The sequence below is a fragment of the [Clostridium] cellulosi genome (assembly GCF_036762875.1).
In the GTDB taxonomy this organism is placed as follows: domain Bacteria; phylum Bacillota; class Clostridia; order Oscillospirales; family Ethanoligenentaceae; genus Ruminiclostridium_D; species Ruminiclostridium_D cellulosi.
This window is the reverse complement of the sequence record NZ_JBAIZF010000031.1, coordinates 26,032-44,981: the sequence shown is the minus strand read 5'-3', so window position 1 is coordinate 44,981 and position 18,950 is coordinate 26,032. Positions and strand designations below refer to the sequence as shown.

Here is an 18,950-nt window from a genome sequence, read left to right as displayed (position 1 = left end):
ACAAACGGATTCTGAAGTACAAGGCAAAGTTTGCTGCATAAAAAGAGCTACCACCATTTGGCAGTAGCTATTCAATAACCATGTTTTAATTATTTCCCTGGTCTACATTGACAGGGGCGGATCATAAAACCGGGGCTTTTAAATTTAGTAATCTGGTTGGGCAATAACCATATTGCGGATATACCGTTCGTTCATTCCGAAAAGATGGCCGCGAAAGCGAAATATAGGGAAAGCGTAGCGCAGTCCAGAGGATTCAATAAAGGCGCAGTATTTATCCACTAAAGAGACGATAAGCGATTCAAGGGAACGCGGCGGAATTATCGTCAAAGGCCACATACGTTTTTTAATTATATCTTTTTCGGTTTTATTCAGGTTAAAGATTTCGGCATTTTTAAGAGCAATAGAGGGGTGAGAGAAGGCATGAAACCTGCCGGGGTGCGGCTTATGCCAATCGTAAAGAAAAAGGTCATGCAGCAGCCCGCCGCGAGCCGCAGAGCGCCAGTCAAGATGCAAATAACGGCAGACTATGAAGCTGTAATATGAAACCGATAGAGAATGTTCAAGGCAGTTAACATCGCTGTGCTGGATGTATTTTGACATGGATTTTACTTTGTCGTTTGCCAGGAGATCCTCTATGCACTTCAGATATTGTTTAAGATTGCGATCTTTATCGCTGTGCGCATAAAAATCTTTATCATATATATTCATACATTTTATAATTCCTTTTAAATGTGTATTAATGTCATTATTTTATAGCTGATGAGCACAGAAGTCAATATTTATTGCAATAATTATTAATGCTCAAAAAAGCCTTATTTATAATAAAAAATCCGCCGAATATGACATCCCATAATACATGGGCCATATTCGGCGGAAGTTTTCAAAAAGTTATCAGAGTTCCATGCCAATGCCGATTGCCTTAATATTCGAGTCAATCAACTGTGCCTTGCGCGGGGGGACTGACTTGCGAAGTCCGGCGATAACCGAATCATAATCCGCAAACTTGGTTTCTTTGAGCAGCTTGCCGAGGATAATCATGTTGGCAAGGCCGCGGAGACCCTTTTCGTCTGCAAGACCTGTTGCCGGAACATAGAATGTTTTAACGTCGGTGCGTTCAACTTTCTTGTTGATGAGTGTGGAATCGACAATGACAATGCCTCCGGGAATGACATTATTGATAAATTTATCAAGGGACGGGAGGTTCATGGCAATAAGAATGGATGGGTTTATGATAAGCGGCGAACCAATGGGCTCGTCTGAAATTGTAACACTGCAGTTAGCTGTGCCACCGCGCATTTCGGGGCCGTATGACGGGAGCCAAGAAACTTCGCGGCCGTCGACAAGGCCCGCATAAGCGATGACTTTACCTGCGAAAAGTATGCCCTGACCGCCGAATCCAGCGAGCAGTATGCTGTGTGTGAAAGCCATTATTTGTCCACCTCCTGCGTTTTGTCTTTATAAACACCGAGCGGGTAGTAGGGGATCATATTGTCCCGAATCCACTGCAGTGCGTCTTTCGGGGACATACCCCAGTTTGTCGGGCAGCTTGAAATAACCTCTACAATTGAGAATCCAAGGCCCTTAATCTGATTCTCGAAAGCTTTTTTGATGGCCTTTTTAGCGGTGTTTATATTCTTTACGCAGTCGACGGAAACGCGCTCTGCATAGGCAACGCCGTCAAGCGTTGAGAGCATCTCGCATACGCGGACAGGGTATCCGGCGTATTTGACGTCTCTGCCGTAAGGAGTTGTCTGTGTGACCTGGCCCGGAAGTGTTGTCGGCGCCATCTGTCCGCCGGTCATGCCGTAAATCGCGTTGTTGACGAAGATAACAGTGATGTTTTCCCCTCTGGTAGCGCTGTGAACGGTTTCAGCGGTACCGATAGCGGCAAGGTCGCCGTCGCCCTGATATGTGAAAACTATGCGGTCGGGAAGCGCTCTCTTGAGTCCGGTTGCAACTGCGGGCGCACGTCCGTGAGCGGCCTCAACCATGTCGCATGCGAAGTAGTCGTATGCCATAACGGCGCAGCCAACAGGTGCGACACCTATTGTTTTGCCCTCAATACCAAGCTCGTCAATGGCTTCAGCCACCAGCCTGTGGATAATGCCGTGCGTGCAGCCGGGGCAATAGTGGAACGGCACGTCGAGAAGTGCGTGGGGTCTATCGAACACTACAGCCATTATTGAACACCTCCCAGGATTTTTTCAATGTTTTCGAGGACTTCGGCGGGGGTGGGAATTACGCCGCCGGTGTGTCCAAAGAAATGCACAGGGCGTGAGCAGTCGATTGCGAGTTTAACGTCGTCAACCATCTGTCCCATGTTCATTTCAACTGACAAGAAAGCCTTTGCAGTCTTTGCAGCTTTCTTATATGCTTCAACCGGGAACGGCCAGAGCGTGATAGGACGTATAACGCCGACCTTGAGGCCCTTCTCGCGGGCAGCTTTGACGGCGCTCTTGACTATTCGGGATGTCGCACCGAACGCTGTTACAATAAGGTCTGCGTCTTCAGTATAGAGACATTCTGCGCGTGCTTCTTTAGCTTTGACTATCTCATACCTTTCAAAGCGCTTGACGTTTATTTCGTTAAGCTCTTCAGGTTTCAGATAGAGTGAGTTTATGATGTTGTGTTTTCTCTTGCACTCTGTGCCTGTTGTAGCCCAGGTTTTTGGCGGAATATTGTGGTTTTCCGGTTTCTCGATGACGACCGGTTCCATCATCTGGCCGAGCATACCGTCGGCGAGAATCATAGCGGGCATACGGTATGTATCTGCAAGGTCGAATGCCAAAAATACAAAATCGACCATTTCCTGAACGGTTGAAGGAGCAAGGACGATGAGCTGGAAATCGCCGTGGCCGAGGGCGCGTGTGGCCTGCCAATAGTCGGACTGTGACGGCTGGATACCGCCGAGGCCAGGGCCACCTCTTTCGACGTTTACAATCAGGCAGGGCAGATCGGAACCCGCTATATATGATACACCTTCACTTTTAAGGCTAATTCCAGGCGAGGAAGATGATGTCATAGCACGTACGCCGGCGGATGCAGCACCCAAAACCATGTTTATGGCAGCGATTTCTGATTCGGCCTGCAGATATGTACCGCCGATTTTAGGCATGCGCTTTGACATATAAGCTGCGACTTCAGTCTGAGGCGTAATCGGGTAGCCGAAAAAATGGCGGCAGCCTGCTTGAATAGCGGCTTCGGCCAGTGCCTCATTTCCTTTCATTAATACTTTTTCAGCCATTATGTAAAAACCTCCGTTCATTTACAATTGAAAAGTTCCAAAAGACTTACGAAATGTGAAGCAAGCCGGAAAATTACTTTTCGACTTTAATGGCGACATCGGGACACATAACGGCACACATAGCACAGCCTATGCATTTTTCGATTTCAAAGACATGGGCCGGGTGATATCCCTTTTTGTTAAGCTTATCGCTTAGAACCATAATTTTTTTCGGACAGGCTGTTACACACAGTCCACAGCCTTTGCACAAGTCTTCATTGACAGTGACTTTTGGCATTGCGACACCTCCTAAGAATATATAAAATCACCGCGGTGGTGAGATTGGCGTAATGTTTTCGGTAAAACCGTAAGATTATTTATATATGAAGCAATACGTAGAACGTACTGTATATTTATTAGCTGAAATCATTCCTGCCAAGGCGTTTTGACATAAATTTTTACTGGATAGATGTTCTCTATGTCGGAAAGCTCTTTGGCTATTGATTCTTTGACCGTAGTGCATTTAATAGGAAGGGAAGACAGGCGCGATACCTCATTTGCAAACGCGACGGATTCCCGGACAATTCCGGCATCGGTTTCGTTTGAAAGGTTGGTGTTATTGACAATAGCGGTTATTGGAACATGGCCAGCGGCCTCAATTTCATGAAGGATTTGAACGGCATCCTCTGGCGTCTGGGTCAGCGCTCTGCGGGCGTTGATTACATAGAGGTGCTCGAAGTTGTCCTCTTCTTTGATAATCTTTGCATATTGCCCAAGAGCAGCCGCTCCGGCGTCATCACCGCCTACATCAAGGATAACCCGCCTTAATTTATCAGTAAAAAGTGAATAAAACTGAGGCGGCAGGGCTGGTATATCAAGGTTTGATCCCGCATAAATCGGAGCCAAAACTTGCACTCCTGACTTTTCCAATATATCTTTGCTGTCCGCCGCTCTGAAATATGGATTAACTATATCCAAATCTGCAAGACAGACCCGTTCGTTATGCGATATGTCAAGGGCGAGGTTTATAGCAAAATTGGTTTTTCCGCTGCCGTAATGGCCTGTGATTATGATTACTCGTTTTGAAGTTATACTTACCAATTAAATAACCCCTTGATGCATGATGTGTTTACTATTATATCACATAATAGCGTATAGGGGCAAATAAATTGGCAGTAAATTTCGTAAAAAAGAATTTTTTTTGGAACGGCCTTGCAAAATGCACATTGAACAGCACAAACAAATGTGATAGAATAAATATTAACATACATTATTAAATATGCACCGGTTCACATTTAAAACTCAAGAATTAGATGCAATTTGTATATCTATGTATATTCATTGATACATAAAAATACGTTTATTTTAAGGACATTTATTGGTAAAAGAAAAAGAACGCAGACGCTTTTTGGAGGTATGGAATTGAAACGATTGATGTTAGGAAATGAAGCCGTTGCACACGGATTCCGCGATGGCGGCGGTACGGTTGCTTCGGCATATCCCGGAACGCCAAGCACAGAGATTACAGAGAATATTGCCAAGTTTGATGATGTTTACAGCGAATGGGCGCCGAATGAAAAAGTAGCGACTGAGGTTGCTATCGGCGCGTCAGTTGCCGGTGCGCGTTCAATCTGCGCCATGAAGCACGTCGGCTTAAATGTCGCTGCAGACCCGCTTTTTACCGTTTCGTACACAGGCGTAAACGGCGGTATGATTATAGCTGTTGCCGATGACCCGGGCATGCACTCGAGCCAGAATGAGCAGGACAGCCGCTATTACGCCCGCTCTGCGCATGTCCCGATGCTTGAGCCTGCCGACAGCCAAGAGTGTTATGATTTCACACGTGAGGCCCTCAAACTGAGCGAGCGGTTTGACACGCCCTTCCTTTTAAGGCTGACCACAAGAATCGCTCATTCCCAGAGCCTTGTTGAAACATCCCCGCGCGAGGACTATAAATTAAAGGAATATAAGAAGGATTTCAGAAAATATGTCATGATGCCGGGCATGGCGAAAGTACGCCATCAGGTTGTTGAGAAACGCGACAATGACTTGCGGGAATTTGCTGAAGAAACGGAGCTCAATCGTATTGAATGGGGCAGCCGTGAGGTCGGTATAATCTGCTCGGGCATAGCATACCAATATGCAAAGGAAGCTTATCCAAAGGCGAGTTTCTTAAAATTGGGCCTTGTCTATCCGCTTCCGGAAAAGAAAATCGCTGATTTTGCGTCGCAGGTCAAAACCCTCATTGTCGTCGAGGAACTTGAACCGTATTTCGAGGACCACATCAAAAAGCTCGGCATAAAGGTCATCGGAAAAGAGAGGCTGACGCTTCAGGGCGAGCTTTCTACAAATATGGTCAGGAACAGCTTTGCCGATATCTGCGCTGACCTTGTTGAAGAGGACTATCGTCAAGACTTCAAACAGCCTGCTGCGTTCGGCAATATTCCGCAGAGGCCGCCGGTTATGTGCCCGGGGTGCCCCCATCGAGCAGCGTTCTTTGTATTTAAAAAGCTTGGGCTTACCGTCTGCGGCGATATCGGCTGCTATACGCTCGGTGCTCTGCCGCCGTCGGAAGCAATGGATACCTGCGTCTGCATGGGTGCCAGCATAGGCATGGCCCACGGCATGGAAAAAGCACGCGGCAAGGATTTTGCAAAGAAGACGATTGCTGTTCTGGGCGATTCTACATTTATCCATTCGGGTATTACGGGACTTATCGACATAGTTTACAACAAAGGCGTATCTACAGTTGTTATCCTTGACAACTCAATAACCGGTATGACGGGACACCAGCACAACCCGACCACCGGCTTTACCATAAAGAACGAGCCGACAAAACAGGTGGACCTCGAAAAGCTTTGCGAGGCCATCGGCGTTTCGCGCGTCCGAATCTGCGACCCGTTCGACCTTAAAGAATTCGAAAAGGTTCTTCGCGAGGAAACGGCTGTGGAAGAGCCTTCAGTTGTCATTTCGCAGCGTCCCTGCGCTCTGCTCAAAAATGTTCATTACGGGGCGCCTTACGCTATTGATACCGAAAAGTGCAAAAAGTGCAGCAGTTGCATGCGACTTGGATGTCCGGCAATAGTAAAGAAAGATGACGGCATTATGATTAACAATGCTCTGTGCTGCGGCTGCGGCCTTTGCACAAAAATGTGTGCCTTTGGCGCTATTGTAAGGTAAAGGAGTAATGGAGATTATGCAGGGAATGAATATAATGATTGTCGGTGTCGGCGGTCAGGGCACTCTTCTCGCAAGCCGAGTTATCGGCGGAGCAGCGCTTGCCGCCGGATATGACGTAAAGGTTTCGGAAGTTCATGGAATGTCACAGCGCGGCGGAAGTGTTGTAACATATGTGCGTTTCGGTCAAAAGGTAAATTCGCCGCTTGTAGATATCGGTGACGCGGATTTGATACTGTCCTTCGAGGCGCTTGAAGCTGTACGCTTTTTGAAATATCTAAAACCGCAGGGCACATTGATTGTCAATGAACAGCAAATTGACCCGATGCCTGTTATTGCAGGTGCGGAAAAATATCCTGAAGGCATTATTGATTCTCTCAAGAAGAGCGATATTAACGCGATAACGCTCGACGCTGCTGAAATTGCCACTCAGTGCGGCGACATCAGGGCGGTAAACATTGTGCTTATCGGCGTGATGGCGGGACTTGGCCTTGGAGGGATTGACCGCGAGATATGGCGCGATTCGGTGGCGAAATGCGTCCCGCAAAAGGCGTTAGAGCTTAACCTCAAAGCGTTTGACATGGGATTTGAAAGGGGAAGCTGTAAGTGAAATATTTCAACGAATACGCTGAAACAATGTCCAGGGACGAGATTAGGAATATCCAGTCACAAAAACTCTGCAGGCTTGTTAAATATGTTTACACCAATGTTCCGCACTATAGAGAAAAAATGCAGAAAATTGGTCTTTTGCCCGGCGATATAAAGTCAGTTGATGACTTAAAGCTTTTGCCGTTTACATATAAACAGGATCTGCGAGATACATACCCGTTCGGTATGTTTGCCGCTCCAATGGAGCAGATTGTCCGTATTCATGCTTCATCTGGAACGACGGGCAAACAAACCGTTGTCGGCTACACTGCTCACGATATCGACATGTGGGCGGAATGTCTTGCGAGGGCTTTGACCTCAGCCGGCGTTACCCGCGGCGACATTGTCCAGATTGCTTACGGATATGGACTGTTCACCGGCGGGCTGGGTATCCATTATGGCTGTGAAAAGATCGGAGCTTCAGTTATTCCGATTTCCGGCGGCAATACAAAGCGCCAGATACAGACCATGGTTGATTTCGGAACGACTGTCCTCGCATGTACGCCGTCATATTGCCTTTATATAGCCGAAACAATGGCAGAAATGGGTATAAAGCCGGAGGACACAAAGCTTAGGTTGGGCATTTTCGGCGCTGAGCCGTGGTCGGAGCAGATGCGCGCCGATATTGAGCGGAGCCTTGGCATTAAAGCCATTGATATCTATGGTCTCAGCGAGGTTATGGGTCCCGGCGTCGCGTGCGAATGTGAGGCACAGGACGGCATGCACATACAGGAGGACAATTTTATAGCGGAAATAATAGATCCAGATACCGGAGAAGTTTTGCCGGAGGGAAGTACCGGCGAAATAGTTTTCACGACGCTGTCAAAAGAGGGGCTTCCGCTTATTCGCTACTGCACCCATGATATTTCACAGCTTGTGACGGAAAGGTGCTCATGCGGGCGCACGACTGCGAGAATGAAGAAAGTCACTGGCCGTTCCGATGACATGCTGATTATTCGTGGAGTCAACGTATTTCCGTCCCAGATTGAAGGCGTGCTTCTCGAGGTTGCGGGTACTACCCCAAACTATCAGATTATCGTCAATCGTGTTGATAATATGGACGTTCTCGAGGTTCAGGTTGAAATGAACCCGTCTATTTTCTCGGATGAGGTAAAAGAGGTCGAAAATGTTGAGCAAAAGATCAGGACAAGGCTTGATACGGTACTTGGGATAAATGCCAAAGTGCGTATGGTTGAGCCGAAAACGTTGGTACGCAGTGAGGGCAAGGTAAAGCGCGTAATTGACAACCGCAGGATATAGCAGTCTTAACAAATATAAAACTGGGGTGAGTTGTTATGGTAAAACAAATTTCCGTTTTCCTTGAGAACAAAGAGGGAAGGCTTGCCGAAGTAACAAAAACGCTTGCTGACAGCGGAATAAATATCCGTGCCATGTCTATCGCCGATACCACAGACTTTGGCATACTGCGTCTTATTGTCAACGACCCTGAGCTTGCGAACAAAGTGCTTAACGAGGCGGAATTCACAGTCATAGTAAAGGAAGTGCTTGCGGTAGGCATTTCTGACGAACCGGGCGCACTCTCAAAAGTACTGTCTATATTCCAGAAAGCGGACATAGCAATAGAATATATGTATGCCTTTGCCGGAAAAGTGGGCGGAAAAGCGCTGGTAATCTTTAAGGTTTCCGATAATGAAAAAGCGACTGAAGTACTTAAGCAGAACGGTATTTCTGTAATGGAAGCAGAAGAACTCTATAATCTATAACAGTTGAAATATTGTAAAGGGCTGTATCAAACACTGGGTTTTATCAGTGTTGGATACAGCCCCTTTTTGCTTATATGGAACTGCTGCGAAAATGAATAATAGCAATACAGAATTTGCTCTCTGGAAGCTTCTTAGTCGCAGTGAAGGCGCCGAAAGGAATAGGGTAGCAAAGATGTTAGCTCAAATATTCTGTTGCCGCTGGTAACAACTACGCCGAGTTTGTTTTAAATCAGCTGCAAAAAGGTAGTATTCCTACTAAAAATATGTTATAATATCAAAATAATAACAGACAAGAAGCTGCATATACGTCGCTACTTCCAATGCGTGAAATCGCTTACACAATCGGCAGTGATACTCGATATGATTTGGGTCATTCTGCAGACATTAAACTTCATGGGACACATAGGGCCGCGAGGTTTAGAGTCCGCAGAAAACATTCTTGTCGGCAAAATTATGCTGACGAAATCATATTAAGAAAGGGAGAAAACAATATGATTAAAGAAGTAAAGCAGCCGATTAGTGAGGATGTATCGATTTATGCAGCTGAGAAAGAATTTTTAATGCAAGAACCAAATCAGGCAATTTATTACATTAACGGAAAGGTAATTGTAAAGACAGACAGCGGAAAATATATGTTTACGGAGCTGCCGGAGGAAGATGCCGAGCAGTTTCTTCTCGGAGAACAGATCGAAGCTCGGTTTTTAAAGCCGATTGAAGAATTAAGCGACAGCGAAGCTGAAATGCTTTTTGCACTGAACGAACTTAATAACGGATTATCTCAAAAGGGTATCTGTGCTGTAGCGATAGAAAAATCCACCGGTCCAGATGACCCAGCAAAAGCAATAATCGCCCATCCACTTCATCCGCAGAACACTTATTTTTATATAACTGTTCCGGATGCTCAGAAGCTGACAAAGGCACAGGCTGACGAGCTTCTCACTTACAAAGAGGAAAGAACAATAGATAATCCCTATCATATTCAGTTTGACGGGGACACGATGATAGCTTACTAATAATATTTAGGTAAAAAGGCACTGAAATTCAATTGAATTTCAGTGCCTTTTTAATCTCATATTACTTACTTTATATAAAATGTGGAGTGGAACACCTTATGGGGAGAAGATAATTGCGGAATTAATACTACCTGAAACCAGCATAGTCCTTGAAATTGCCAAACTTTTTCTCAATGTTTTCCCTTACGACTCTATAGATATACTAAAGGATAAGGGCGAAGACGGTAAATACACTCAGCTCATTGAATTCTGCGAATCAGGGAAAGAAAATGAAGTTTTTTGCATTGCGGAAGCTGGGATGCATGGTCGAAAATCCTGCATGGTAATAAATAATAAATTATCAGAGCCGTTATTGCGGCTCTTTTTTGTGTTCAAATTTAAGAAATAAGGAGTGTTTTGAAATGGAAAATAATCATGAAATCGTTCAGGGAACAATAAAATTTTACGACTCAAAGGAGGAAGCCCGGCGTCTTTTGCTTGTTGCCGGGATGACCGAAACAGGGGAATATATTTGCTTCAACATAACATCTGATAAAACGTATAAGGATAATAAAAAATATCCAGGTTCCGTGTTTGTTTCAAAAACCAAAGAAAATGGCCTCCATCATGACAGCTATGTAAAAACGGACGTCGAATACATAATAGATCCGGCTTCTGTTTATTCAGATGTAAAAAAATTAGGTATAAGACTTTCCGATGAAGATTTTAACCGAGTTATGGCGAGGCATGAGCTGTTAAAAGGACAAAACAAAGTCCGTAGAGTTTACAACAAGGCAGATTCACATGATACTGAATTTGATAAAATAAGTCGCAGTATTATTAAAGAAATAGAGAACTATAAACGTGATCCTCGTCTAATGGCGGAACTTATAGACTTTAAGTCGAGATTTTGGATTTACAGCCTTAACAATACTATTCTCATACATAAGCAAAATAGAGGCGCAACCTTTGTCGCTGGCTTCAGGCGATGGAAAGAACTTGGGTATAACGTAAAGCGTGGGGAAAAGGCAATAAAAATCTTGCGTCCATATGAGGTGACATACTACAAAGACCCGAAGACTGAAGAGTGGAAAAATGTCCGCTATGCTTCGCGTGAAATGCTTGACAAGATATATTCAAATGAAGTTGAAACTAAAAAGAAAACATACTACACTACCGCGTATGTTTTCGATATATCACAGACTACCTGTCCTACATCAGATTACCCGAAATTTTATGATATGGGATATGATAGTGGCGGCCATGCTGTTATTTGCGATAGCCTTAAATCTTTCGCTATAATGTCAGGTTTAAGGGTAATTGAGGACAATGTCCATTCGATAGCGCTTAAAGGCTTTTATAGTCCAAGCAGCAGTACAATTACGATAAACAACTTGTTGAATGACAGTGAGAAAGTAGCCACAATGGTACACGAATTCGCCCACGCATTGATGCACAAGACGAGCACACAACCGAAAGAAATTATGGAATTTGAGGCAGAAGTACTAAGCCATATGATACAGCGGCGTCTGAACCTTCCATTATATGAATTCCGAAAGGATTATCTCGCTCAATATTACGATAAAATTAAGGGTAACAACATACCAATTGAGAAGTGCTTTAGAAGGATAAGCAAAGCTTACAACCACATTACGCAAGGCCTTGATAAAGAACTTGAAAATCGCGGAATTACGATTGGACGCGACAGGTATCAGAATAGGGAACGAGCTCAGCAACAGAAACCGAAGAAAGAACAGGTAAAAGAAAATTTTTTCAATGGACTGGAGGAATGAGTGATGTAATAAGTATTGAACCTGAAAAATCAAAATGGAAAAACAAAAAGGAGTGACGGTCACGGCACTATATATTCTTGCTGCGGCGTTTATAGCCGAACTCTCGGCCGCGGCTGTAATAGATTTAAAGACGATGAAGATACCAGACATTATAAACATAATTATAGCGGGGACGGGGCTTGTTTATAGCTTTTTGTCTCCGCCTTTTTATCGTCATATTGTTGGCGCTCTTGCAGGTGGTATACCAATACTTTTAATTTCTATGCACTCAGGCATGGGAGGCGGCGACGTAAAACTTGCCGCAGCGGCCGGCCTTTTTGTTGGAGGGATAAGAGCGATTTGGTCACTTGTTGTTGCGTTTTTTCTTGGCGGGATAGCGGCGTTTGTAATGATAGCAATAAGATACGCTAACGGAAAATCGCGTATACCTTTCGCGCCGTTTATTTCAGCAGGATTTATAATTACACTTATTTTAGGAGGGATATAGTTGTTTACTCATTCAAAAGGAGAAAAGGCCGTTGTCGGCATTTTCGCTTTTATTATGATTTATGGTATGCTTACATACATTTTTTCAATAGGCAGTATATTTAACGCCGCAGACAAGACGTCAGCATTTTTTGCATGCATACCGTATATGTGGCCGGCAAAGCTACTATTATCGGGTATTTGCGTAATACCTCTATTATTTTTTGGTCATAACCTTAATGAGATAAGTGCAACCCGCGTTGGTAACGGGCAGCACGGTACTGCACGTTGGGCGAGTAAAGAAGAAAAAATAAAACAATATCCAGAAGTGCAGCCCGGTTACGAACGTCAGCCTGGATTTGTCATTGAGCGTGAAAGCAAACGAAAGTATTGGAAAATTGATACTTCTGATCAAAATCTACTTCTTATCTCACCTCCAGGCGGTGGCAAGACGAAAAGGGTGTTTATACCTACGATACTATATAACGGTGCTGTAAACCGCAAGACGAAAGGTAAGGGCGCAAGTATGCTCATACTTGACTGCAAAGGTGAAGAACTCTCCACTTGTGGGAAACAGCTTGAAAAAGACGGTTATAGGGTTCTATATCTTGATTTTCGTTATCCGTTAAAAAGCTTTAAGGTTAATCTTATGAACACGGTAAATGAAGAAATAGACAAGTACAAGTCAGAAAGCGATCAGAGCAAAAAAATATTGCATTATGCAAGAGCTGAACGGTATGCGAAAATCCTTTCGGCGTCGATTGTTAAAAATGTTGACGTCAAGGGTATAAGTGACAGCGGACAGTTTTTCAATGAAACTTCTGAGGGACTTATAACAGCCCTAATACTTCTTGTTTCGGAATATGGAGAGAAAAACCAACGCCATATAATATCCGTATTTAAGCTGTTAATTGAGCTAAACGGCTTGACGGAAGACAGTACTGAAACCGTACAGAAAAACCGCCTCGAAGAACTTCTGAAATATGTAGACAATGACAGAATTATGAACTTTGCAGGACCGTCTATGAAAGCAGATGTACGGACAAGTATGAACATTTTTTCATCTGCTCTTGGAAAGCTCGTATCATTTATTGATGCCGAATTAGAACAGATGGTCTGCGAACAGTCTCCGGAAATAAATGATATAGACTTTATTAAAGAACCAACCGCAATATTCCTTGTTGTGCCTGACGAAAATACGACGAGGCATTTTTTTGCGTCGCTTTTCATTCGATATCTTATGAATGATCTTATTGAACAAGCAAATGAAAATCCGTCTGGTGAGCTTTCACGCCAAGTACTTTGTCTTTGGGACGAATTTGGTAATATGCCGCCGATAAAAGACATTGATGTTTTGTTTACCGCAGTAAGGTCACGCGGGATACGGTTTATGATCGCGCTTCAAAGCTATGCGCAGCTCGAAAAAAATTATGACTCGAAGATGGCAAAAATACTACGAGATGCCTGCCAGATAACAATGTTCTCGTATATGTCACCTTCTTCACGTTCGACAGCCGAGGAACTATCAAAAACGCTTGATACCATGACGGTTCAGTCAGGCAGTATTTCCGCCGGCTCAAGAACGTCTACAAACCTCAATATGATAGCTCGCCCGCTTATGACACCGGGTGAAATAATAGGGATGCCAAAAGGCACTTTTGTTGTCATGAAAGGCGGATGTCTTCCGGTAAAGGTTAAGCTTGATTTTTACTGGAATTACATTAAAAAGTTAGAGCCTTTTACACGGAGTAAGCAGGTGGAAATATCAAATGTTTCTTATCTCACCAGCGATGAAATTAAAAATTATGTAGCCAGGAAAAGAGCAACTCTCAGAGTTGGGATGTTCGACGATTAAAAATAGCGAGTGCCAATTTGGCACCCGCTATTTTTATGTGTTTTTTGAATACTAATTCGGCACTTTGAAAGGGGGTGGAAAAATGCAGAACAGAAAGCTTTTTGCAAAACCTATTACCATAAGACTTACAAAGGATGATGACGAGTTTGTAAAACTCTTTGCCGAAAAGTATGGAATGATATATCTTCGCGCATTAAGAACGATTCTTGAGTATTCTAAATGTTATTATTCGCAGCTTCTAAAGGAAACCAGTATGAGACTTGTAAGAGGAAGTTCTGTACAGTATGTAAATAAGCTGAATATTTGGGTTACAAATTCTTTATCTGATTTTATAGATTTGATTGCTCAAGAAAACGCGGTTCCGAAACAGGAAGCAGCACGCTTCCTTGTGCGGCTTGCAGAATATGACCAAAAGAAGCTCTGTGGTCGAGCAAATTTCTTTATTTTGGGTTAATTGAAATAAGTTGCATTATAGGGAGGCGGTATGTTTCGTCTCCCATTATTTGTAAATTAAGGAGAGATGTAAAGATGTTAGAGGAAAAGGAAGCTCGCAGAGTAAAACGTGCGGTAATAAAAGAGGAATACATAGCGATAACCGGTGATTTGACCGAAGCTATTATATTGAACCAAATGATCTACTGGAGTGAACGTGTCAGTGATTTTGATAAATTTATAGAGGAAGAAAAACAGCGCTGCGAGGCGACAGGAGAAGCAGTGGATATGAATTTGCCTCTGCTGAATGGATGGATACATAAATCTGCTGCCGAAATGAAAGATGAAATTATGAGTATGGAGAGCGTAAAAACTATCGGGCGCAAACTTAATAACCTCGTAAAAAAAGGTTTTCTTGAACGTCGCAATAACCCTCAATCTCTTTATGATCACAAGTACCAGTACAGAGTAAATCTAATAAAAATAATTGATGCACTGTACTCGAAAGGATATTCTCTCGAAGGATATCGAGTCGATTTTTCAGAACAAACAGGAGATAAAAATGATAATTCTTTATCTGAAAATATGTCTGAGAATACGGAGGGACAAAATGTCCAATCGAAGGGACAAAATGTCCAGTCGAAGGGACAAAATGTCCAGTCGAAGGGACAAAATGTCCAATCGAAGGGACAAAATGTCCAGTCGAAGGGACAAAATGTCCAGTCGAAGGGACAAAATGTCCAATCGAAGGGACAAAATGTCCAATCGAAGGGACAAAATGTCCAATCGAAGGGACAAAATGTCCAATCGAAGGGACACAGTGTCCAATCGAAGGGACACTGTGTCCAAACAATACCAGAGACTATTATAGAGACTATTATAGATAATATATCTATCCCCTCTTTCTCCCCTTATCGAAGTTTTGATAGAAAAAATGATAAGGTGAAAAAGAACGAAAAAGAAAAAGCAAGCGAAGAAGTCAAAAAAATTGTCGAAGCAACAGGTCTTGAATCTATACAGCACAAAGAAATGATTAATCCACTAAAGGATATCTTATGCGGTATTGTACGCAAAAACGGCGAAGACGCAATATCCTCACTTACTGCTGCTGACATTGATGGAGTGATTGAACGCTTTGCCGAAAAAAGCCGCTTGGGACAGATAATATCACCCGAAGAGTATTTAAGGGCGTCGCTGCTAAAAGCTGGTCGCGCTGCAAAGCTGAGAAGTCTTGCAATAGCTGACAGCAAAAAAGAAAAACAAGATAAACCGAGTTATGACATGGATGAGTTTATCAGGATGTCGATGGAACAACTCCATGCGGAAAACTAAAATCAAAGACATAGTGATAGCACAGTAAAGCAAGGAAAAATGAAGGTTTCTTAAAAATGTGATATCACTGGTGATATCATAACAAAAGCAATAACTATGCGGGTTTGCAGAGAAAGTGATATCATTTCCAATTTTCAAAATGATGTCTATGATATCAAAAGTGATAGCATAAAGAATCAGCCAGCTTTGCTGGCTGATGTACCTGCGTGATATCACTGATGATATCACGCTTTATCCTGCATAAAAAATCACAGGGCTAAAAATGCGCTCAAAATTTCCAATTTTGCAGTGTGCTTACAATGATTTCGCACTTCTGTTGACAGCAGAATCAATTAGTCATGAGCTGCTTGAATAAAGTGGTTATGGATTATATATCAGCAGCAGGCTCCAGAGCCAGCGATACAAGAACACGATTTTAGCGCACGACCAAAACAGTGTCAAGAAAACCTGCTGAAATTGCATTGCCTGTATACGCTAGAAATTTTGCCTATAAGCGATTTTAAATTAAACCAAGGTTTTTTATTGAACTGAGGATAAAAACGGCTTACAAGCCTTAAAATTGGCCATAGGTGGGATTTTGCCAGCGATACAAGAACGCGATTTTAGCGCACGACCAAAACAGTGTCAAGAAAGTAATGCACACAATTATGTACATAGGTATTGACAAAATCTCAAATGTACGCTATAATGTACACAAAGGAGGAGATAATAATGATTAACATAAACATAACAAATTTTAGAAAAAATATTTTTGGAATACTCGAACAGACAATTAAATACAACGAGCCAGTAAACGTCAGTACTAAGGACGGTAATGCTGTAATACTCAGTGAGGAGGACTACAATGGCCTTATAGAAACGCTGCATTTAAGCTCGATACCAAATGTTAAGGAGCAGATTATCGAAGGAATGAAGACGCCTGCTTCCGAATGTGTTCCGGAAGATGAGGTGGAGTGGTAATGTATTCGGTTGTTTATTACAAGAAAACTCTAAAGGATATACCGAAACTAAAAGCTGCAAAGCTTGATAAAAAGGCAAAGGCACTGATTGAACTTATAAAGGACGATCCATTTAAGAACCCTCCACCATATGAAAAATTACAGGGAGATTTACGAGGAGCTTATTCGAGAAGGATAAATATTCAGCACAGGCTTGTCTATGAGGTTTTAGAAGACGAAAAGATAATAAAAATATTAAGCATGTGGACACACTATGAATTTTAGGACACGCTTCATGATGAAGAGTGTTTTGTGGTAACTGTAGGATTGAAAAAAGGCAGTGCCGAATTGGCACTACCTTTTTTAGCAAAAAAATTTACTTTTTAAGCCGAAAATATTGAAAATCTGTCCAAAAAGGTGTATAATTATAGGAGAGGGAGCAATATAAATGCTCCCCAGCCATGTAAGTCTTTCCCGAGACTTACATGGCAGCCTTACAAGATGTATACACGGTACATCATATAAGACCTTTTAGGGAGCAGGTAATGTGCTACAATCTTAGCACATTCGCGATAGATTATCAAGGGCTTTATGATGTTACGAGGCACTAAAGCCCTTGATTATTTTTTACCAGTGATTCTGAGGACAGTCAAAAGGTAAACAAGCACTGGTCACTTGTCTGCCTTTTGAGTGTTTTCAGCCAGCACCTGAAAACACTTAAAAAAACCACGAACCTTGAAAATTGAAAGAATAAAAAGCAAACGTTTAACTCTTGCGCGGGGCTTATAGCGTCGCAGCGACCCAATAGGGAATAATCAAGTGTGGTACACTTGAATCGCCATGACCGCAAGAGGGATAATGATACTTCCGCCCGGCCAACGTCACTGTATTGGGGGCGGCCCGCTCGGATGAGGGGGAACGCTATAAATTAGCGCTATGTCTGCCCTAACCAGGCAGGTTTGCTTTTTATTGCTCTTTAAAGTACTTATATCAAAGTAGGTTTATGCCTTCTTTGATATAAGTATTTTATGGTCCGAGTGACTGGATTTGAACCAGCGGCCTCTTGAACCCCATTCAAGCGCGCTACCATCTGCGCCACACCCGGATTTGCGACGTTGAGTATTATATCATAAAGAAAATAATATTTCAAGCACTATAATTCAATTTTAAAAATAATTCTGCAGTGTTTTAAGTCTATGCTGCCGGGAATAAGCTTTAATAACATACCTTTAGCCGAGTTTAAACAGGTTAAACAAGCAAGTTGGTCCGCTAATTTTCTGCGCATTATCTGCATATAAAAACAAGCCCCATGTATGTGAGGCTTGTTTTATATATTTATCATTTGTTGTTGTTCGGATAGTCGCGGGTGATCAAATATTCTCTGTTCAGACCGAATTTATCATCTGACGGAAATAACAGCCTGTTTTGTTCCATTATTCCTCCGCCGAAGGAATATGGAGCAGAGGGCTGGTAAGGTGTTTTGGCTGACTGTTTTTTGGAGGGCTGTGTAGTTGCCTGTTTTTGATTACTTGGGGCAGTAGACGGGGAGGATACTGAAGGCGAAGCGGCAGAAAAAACAGAAGATGGGGAAAGCCTTGAAGCGGCCATATTTGAAGAAGATTGTTTTTGACTCTGCTGGGGCAGTATTGCGTCAGCGCCCATCATTCTGATAATTCCCGACATATCAAAGCTGCTGCCGTCGTTAGGGGTGCTCTTTTTTTCGGCAGCTTTCATTTCGGGCCTGACTGATTGAATTACAGGCTCTTGTTTTGATTCTTTAGTAAAGCTGATGTACCAGTCAAGACAGGAATTTGCACCGTTTTTCTTATCTTCCATCCGCTGCGCTGCTTCAGCCATGGTCTGTGGCGCGGGCATAACCTGAGGGTCTCCTGGGTTCCAGTCAGCCGGCGTTGCGTTGCCGGTTTTGTCATAGGCCTGCAGAGCTAAAAGAAGCCTCATTATCTCTTTAATATTCCTGCCGGCTGAGACGGGGTAAACAAGAATGGCCCTAATAGTGCCGCTTGGGTCAATAATAAAGACGCTTCTGACCGTTCTTGTTGCGGATGCAGCAGGCATCAGCATACCGTAGAGCTTTGCTATGTTACCGAAATTATCTGCAATTATGGGGAAGTTTATTTTAGGGTTTTTTATATCCTTCCAGGAATACCGCTCCATTGTACGGCTCCAGTTAATATGAGAAGGGTTGGAATCAATGGAGAGGCCGAGCAATTCGCTTCCGTTTGATTTGAATTCATTTGCCATTTTGGCAAATGCCATAAGCTCAGTTGTGCATACCGGCGTGAAACCGCACGTTACCGCAAAGACTAACCAAAAACGTGCCCGCAATAATTTTGCGGGCACGTTTCAAATT

Annotated in this window: 20 protein-coding genes and 1 tRNA gene; 13 read left to right on the top strand and 8 right to left on the bottom strand. The window is 43.2% G+C overall.

Annotation, left to right across the window (positions count from 1 at the left end; genetic code table 11):
- Nucleotides 1-144: 144 nt before the first annotated feature.
- The 6 genes from V6C21_RS10530 to V6C21_RS10505 all read right to left on the bottom strand — a co-directional run bounded on the left by V6C21_RS10530 (nt 145) and on the right by V6C21_RS10505 (nt 4,324).
- On the bottom strand, nt 145-708 hold the full coding sequence (locus V6C21_RS10530) for an HDIG domain-containing metalloprotein (RefSeq protein WP_479269008.1): 564 nt from the start codon (nt 706-708) through the stop codon (nt 145-147).
- Between the two features lie 183 nt (nt 709-891).
- Nucleotides 892-1,428, bottom strand: coding sequence for a 2-oxoacid:acceptor oxidoreductase family protein (locus V6C21_RS10525; protein ID WP_034838801.1), 537 nt, complete (start codon nt 1,426-1,428; stop codon nt 892-894).
- Nucleotides 1,428-2,180, bottom strand: coding sequence for a thiamine pyrophosphate-dependent enzyme (locus tag V6C21_RS10520; RefSeq protein ID WP_034838804.1), 753 nt, complete (start codon nt 2,178-2,180; stop codon nt 1,428-1,430). The genes V6C21_RS10525 and V6C21_RS10520 overlap by 1 nt, the downstream gene beginning before the upstream one ends.
- Nucleotides 2,180-3,244: a 3-methyl-2-oxobutanoate dehydrogenase subunit VorB gene (locus V6C21_RS10515; protein ID WP_034838806.1), complete on the bottom strand. Its 1,065-nt coding sequence runs from the start codon at nt 3,242-3,244 to the stop codon at nt 2,180-2,182. The genes V6C21_RS10520 and V6C21_RS10515 overlap by 1 nt, the downstream gene beginning before the upstream one ends.
- Nucleotides 3,245-3,317: 73 nt before the next feature.
- Nucleotides 3,318-3,521 (bottom strand): 4Fe-4S dicluster domain-containing protein, encoded by a 204-nt coding sequence (locus tag V6C21_RS10510; RefSeq protein WP_034838809.1) that lies wholly within the window; start codon nt 3,519-3,521, stop codon nt 3,318-3,320.
- 128 nt (nt 3,522-3,649) lie between these two features.
- Nucleotides 3,650-4,324 carry a ParA family protein gene (locus V6C21_RS10505; RefSeq protein WP_479269007.1) on the bottom strand — a complete coding sequence of 225 codons (675 nt, stop codon included), beginning with the start codon at nt 4,322-4,324 and terminating at the stop codon, nt 3,650-3,652.
- Between the two features lie 321 nt (nt 4,325-4,645).
- Between V6C21_RS10505 and iorA the strand changes: the two genes are divergently transcribed.
- The 13 genes from iorA (at nt 4,646) to V6C21_RS10440 (ending at nt 16,864) form a co-directional block, all read left to right on the top strand.
- Nucleotides 4,646-6,403 (top strand): indolepyruvate ferredoxin oxidoreductase subunit alpha, encoded by a 1,758-nt coding sequence (gene iorA, locus V6C21_RS10500; RefSeq protein ID WP_479269006.1) that lies wholly within the window; start codon nt 4,646-4,648, stop codon nt 6,401-6,403.
- Nucleotides 6,404-6,419: 16 nt separating this feature from the next.
- On the top strand, nt 6,420-7,010 hold the full coding sequence (locus tag V6C21_RS10495) for an indolepyruvate oxidoreductase subunit beta (RefSeq protein ID WP_034838814.1): 591 nt from the start codon (nt 6,420-6,422) through the stop codon (nt 7,008-7,010).
- Nucleotides 7,007-8,308 (top strand): phenylacetate--CoA ligase family protein, encoded by a 1,302-nt coding sequence (locus V6C21_RS10490; protein ID WP_479269005.1) that lies wholly within the window; start codon nt 7,007-7,009, stop codon nt 8,306-8,308. Before V6C21_RS10495 ends, V6C21_RS10490 begins: the two co-directional genes overlap by 4 nt.
- Nucleotides 8,309-8,343: 35 nt before the next feature.
- Nucleotides 8,344-8,772 (top strand): ACT domain-containing protein, encoded by a 429-nt coding sequence (locus tag V6C21_RS10485; RefSeq protein ID WP_034838819.1) that lies wholly within the window; start codon nt 8,344-8,346, stop codon nt 8,770-8,772.
- Nucleotides 8,773-9,263: 491 nt separating this feature from the next.
- Nucleotides 9,264-9,785, top strand: coding sequence for a hypothetical protein (locus tag V6C21_RS10480; protein WP_479269004.1), 522 nt, complete (start codon nt 9,264-9,266; stop codon nt 9,783-9,785).
- Between the two features lie 79 nt (nt 9,786-9,864).
- A complete protein-coding gene (locus tag V6C21_RS10475) occupies nt 9,865-10,173 on the top strand; it encodes a hypothetical protein (protein ID WP_045085331.1) in 309 nt (102 codons plus the stop codon).
- A 13-nt stretch (nt 10,174-10,186) separates the two neighbouring features.
- Nucleotides 10,187-11,557: an ArdC-like ssDNA-binding domain-containing protein gene (locus tag V6C21_RS10470; RefSeq protein ID WP_479269003.1), complete on the top strand. Its 1,371-nt coding sequence runs from the start codon at nt 10,187-10,189 to the stop codon at nt 11,555-11,557.
- Nucleotides 11,558-11,591: 34 nt separating this feature from the next.
- Nucleotides 11,592-12,044 (top strand): prepilin peptidase, encoded by a 453-nt coding sequence (locus tag V6C21_RS10465; protein ID WP_479269002.1) that lies wholly within the window; start codon nt 11,592-11,594, stop codon nt 12,042-12,044.
- Entirely contained in the window at nt 12,045-13,877 is a 1,833-nt protein-coding gene (locus V6C21_RS10460; protein ID WP_479269001.1) for a type IV secretory system conjugative DNA transfer family protein, read from the top strand.
- Nucleotides 13,878-13,959: 82 nt separating this feature from the next.
- Nucleotides 13,960-14,331 (top strand): hypothetical protein, encoded by a 372-nt coding sequence (locus tag V6C21_RS10455; RefSeq protein ID WP_479269000.1) that lies wholly within the window; start codon nt 13,960-13,962, stop codon nt 14,329-14,331.
- Between the two features lie 74 nt (nt 14,332-14,405).
- The gene (locus tag V6C21_RS10450) at nt 14,406-15,641 is read left to right on the top strand and encodes a hypothetical protein (protein WP_479268999.1); all 1,236 of its coding nucleotides are present in this window, start codon (nt 14,406-14,408) and stop codon (nt 15,639-15,641) included.
- Between the two features lie 711 nt (nt 15,642-16,352).
- Nucleotides 16,353-16,601 (top strand): type II toxin-antitoxin system Phd/YefM family antitoxin, encoded by a 249-nt coding sequence (locus V6C21_RS10445; protein ID WP_479268998.1) that lies wholly within the window; start codon nt 16,353-16,355, stop codon nt 16,599-16,601.
- A complete protein-coding gene (locus V6C21_RS10440; RefSeq protein ID WP_479268997.1) occupies nt 16,601-16,864 on the top strand; it encodes a Txe/YoeB family addiction module toxin in 264 nt (87 codons plus the stop codon). The genes V6C21_RS10445 and V6C21_RS10440 overlap by 1 nt, the downstream gene beginning before the upstream one ends.
- Before the next feature lie 744 nt (nt 16,865-17,608).
- On the opposite strand, the gene V6C21_RS10435 is transcribed toward V6C21_RS10440, so the two are convergent.
- Together V6C21_RS10435 and V6C21_RS10430 are read right to left on the bottom strand one after the other, a co-directional pair.
- Nucleotides 17,609-17,684 (bottom strand) — tRNA-Pro (locus V6C21_RS10435).
- A 233-nt stretch (nt 17,685-17,917) separates the two neighbouring features.
- Nucleotides 17,918-18,940, bottom strand: a complete 1,023-nt coding sequence (locus V6C21_RS10430) for a peroxiredoxin (protein ID WP_479268996.1) — start codon at nt 18,938-18,940, stop codon at nt 17,918-17,920.
- Nucleotides 18,941-18,950: the final 10 nt, after the last annotated feature.

Bases quoted from the DNA above. Each gene is read 5' to 3' on its own strand.
- V6C21_RS10495 (WP_034838814.1), top strand. From the start codon at position 6,420: ATGCAGGGAATGAATATAATGATTGTCGGTGTCGGCGGTCAGGGCACT.
- V6C21_RS10525 (WP_034838801.1), bottom strand. From the start codon at position 1,428: ATGGCTTTCACACACAGCATACTGCTCGCTGGATTCGGCGGTCAGGGC.
- V6C21_RS10510 (WP_034838809.1), bottom strand. From the start codon at position 3,521: ATGCCAAAAGTCACTGTCAATGAAGACTTGTGCAAAGGCTGTGGACTG.
- V6C21_RS10485 (WP_034838819.1), top strand. From the start codon at position 8,344: ATGGTAAAACAAATTTCCGTTTTCCTTGAGAACAAAGAGGGAAGGCTT.
- V6C21_RS10455 (WP_479269000.1), top strand. From the start codon at position 13,960: ATGCAGAACAGAAAGCTTTTTGCAAAACCTATTACCATAAGACTTACA.
- V6C21_RS10440 (WP_479268997.1), top strand. From the start codon at position 16,601: ATGTATTCGGTTGTTTATTACAAGAAAACTCTAAAGGATATACCGAAA.
- V6C21_RS10450 (WP_479268999.1), top strand. From the start codon at position 14,406: ATGTTAGAGGAAAAGGAAGCTCGCAGAGTAAAACGTGCGGTAATAAAA.
- V6C21_RS10530 (WP_479269008.1), bottom strand. From the start codon at position 708: ATGAATATATATGATAAAGATTTTTATGCGCACAGCGATAAAGATCGC.
- V6C21_RS10520 (WP_034838804.1), bottom strand. From the start codon at position 2,180: ATGGCTGTAGTGTTCGATAGACCCCACGCACTTCTCGACGTGCCGTTC.
- V6C21_RS10480 (WP_479269004.1), top strand. From the start codon at position 9,264: ATGATTAAAGAAGTAAAGCAGCCGATTAGTGAGGATGTATCGATTTAT.
- V6C21_RS10470 (WP_479269003.1), top strand. From the start codon at position 10,187: ATGGAAAATAATCATGAAATCGTTCAGGGAACAATAAAATTTTACGAC.
- V6C21_RS10475 (WP_045085331.1), top strand. From the start codon at position 9,865: ATGTGGAGTGGAACACCTTATGGGGAGAAGATAATTGCGGAATTAATA.
- V6C21_RS10515 (WP_034838806.1), bottom strand. From the start codon at position 3,244: ATGGCTGAAAAAGTATTAATGAAAGGAAATGAGGCACTGGCCGAAGCC.
- V6C21_RS10445 (WP_479268998.1), top strand. From the start codon at position 16,353: ATGATTAACATAAACATAACAAATTTTAGAAAAAATATTTTTGGAATA.
- V6C21_RS10465 (WP_479269002.1), top strand. From the start codon at position 11,592: ATGGAAAAACAAAAAGGAGTGACGGTCACGGCACTATATATTCTTGCT.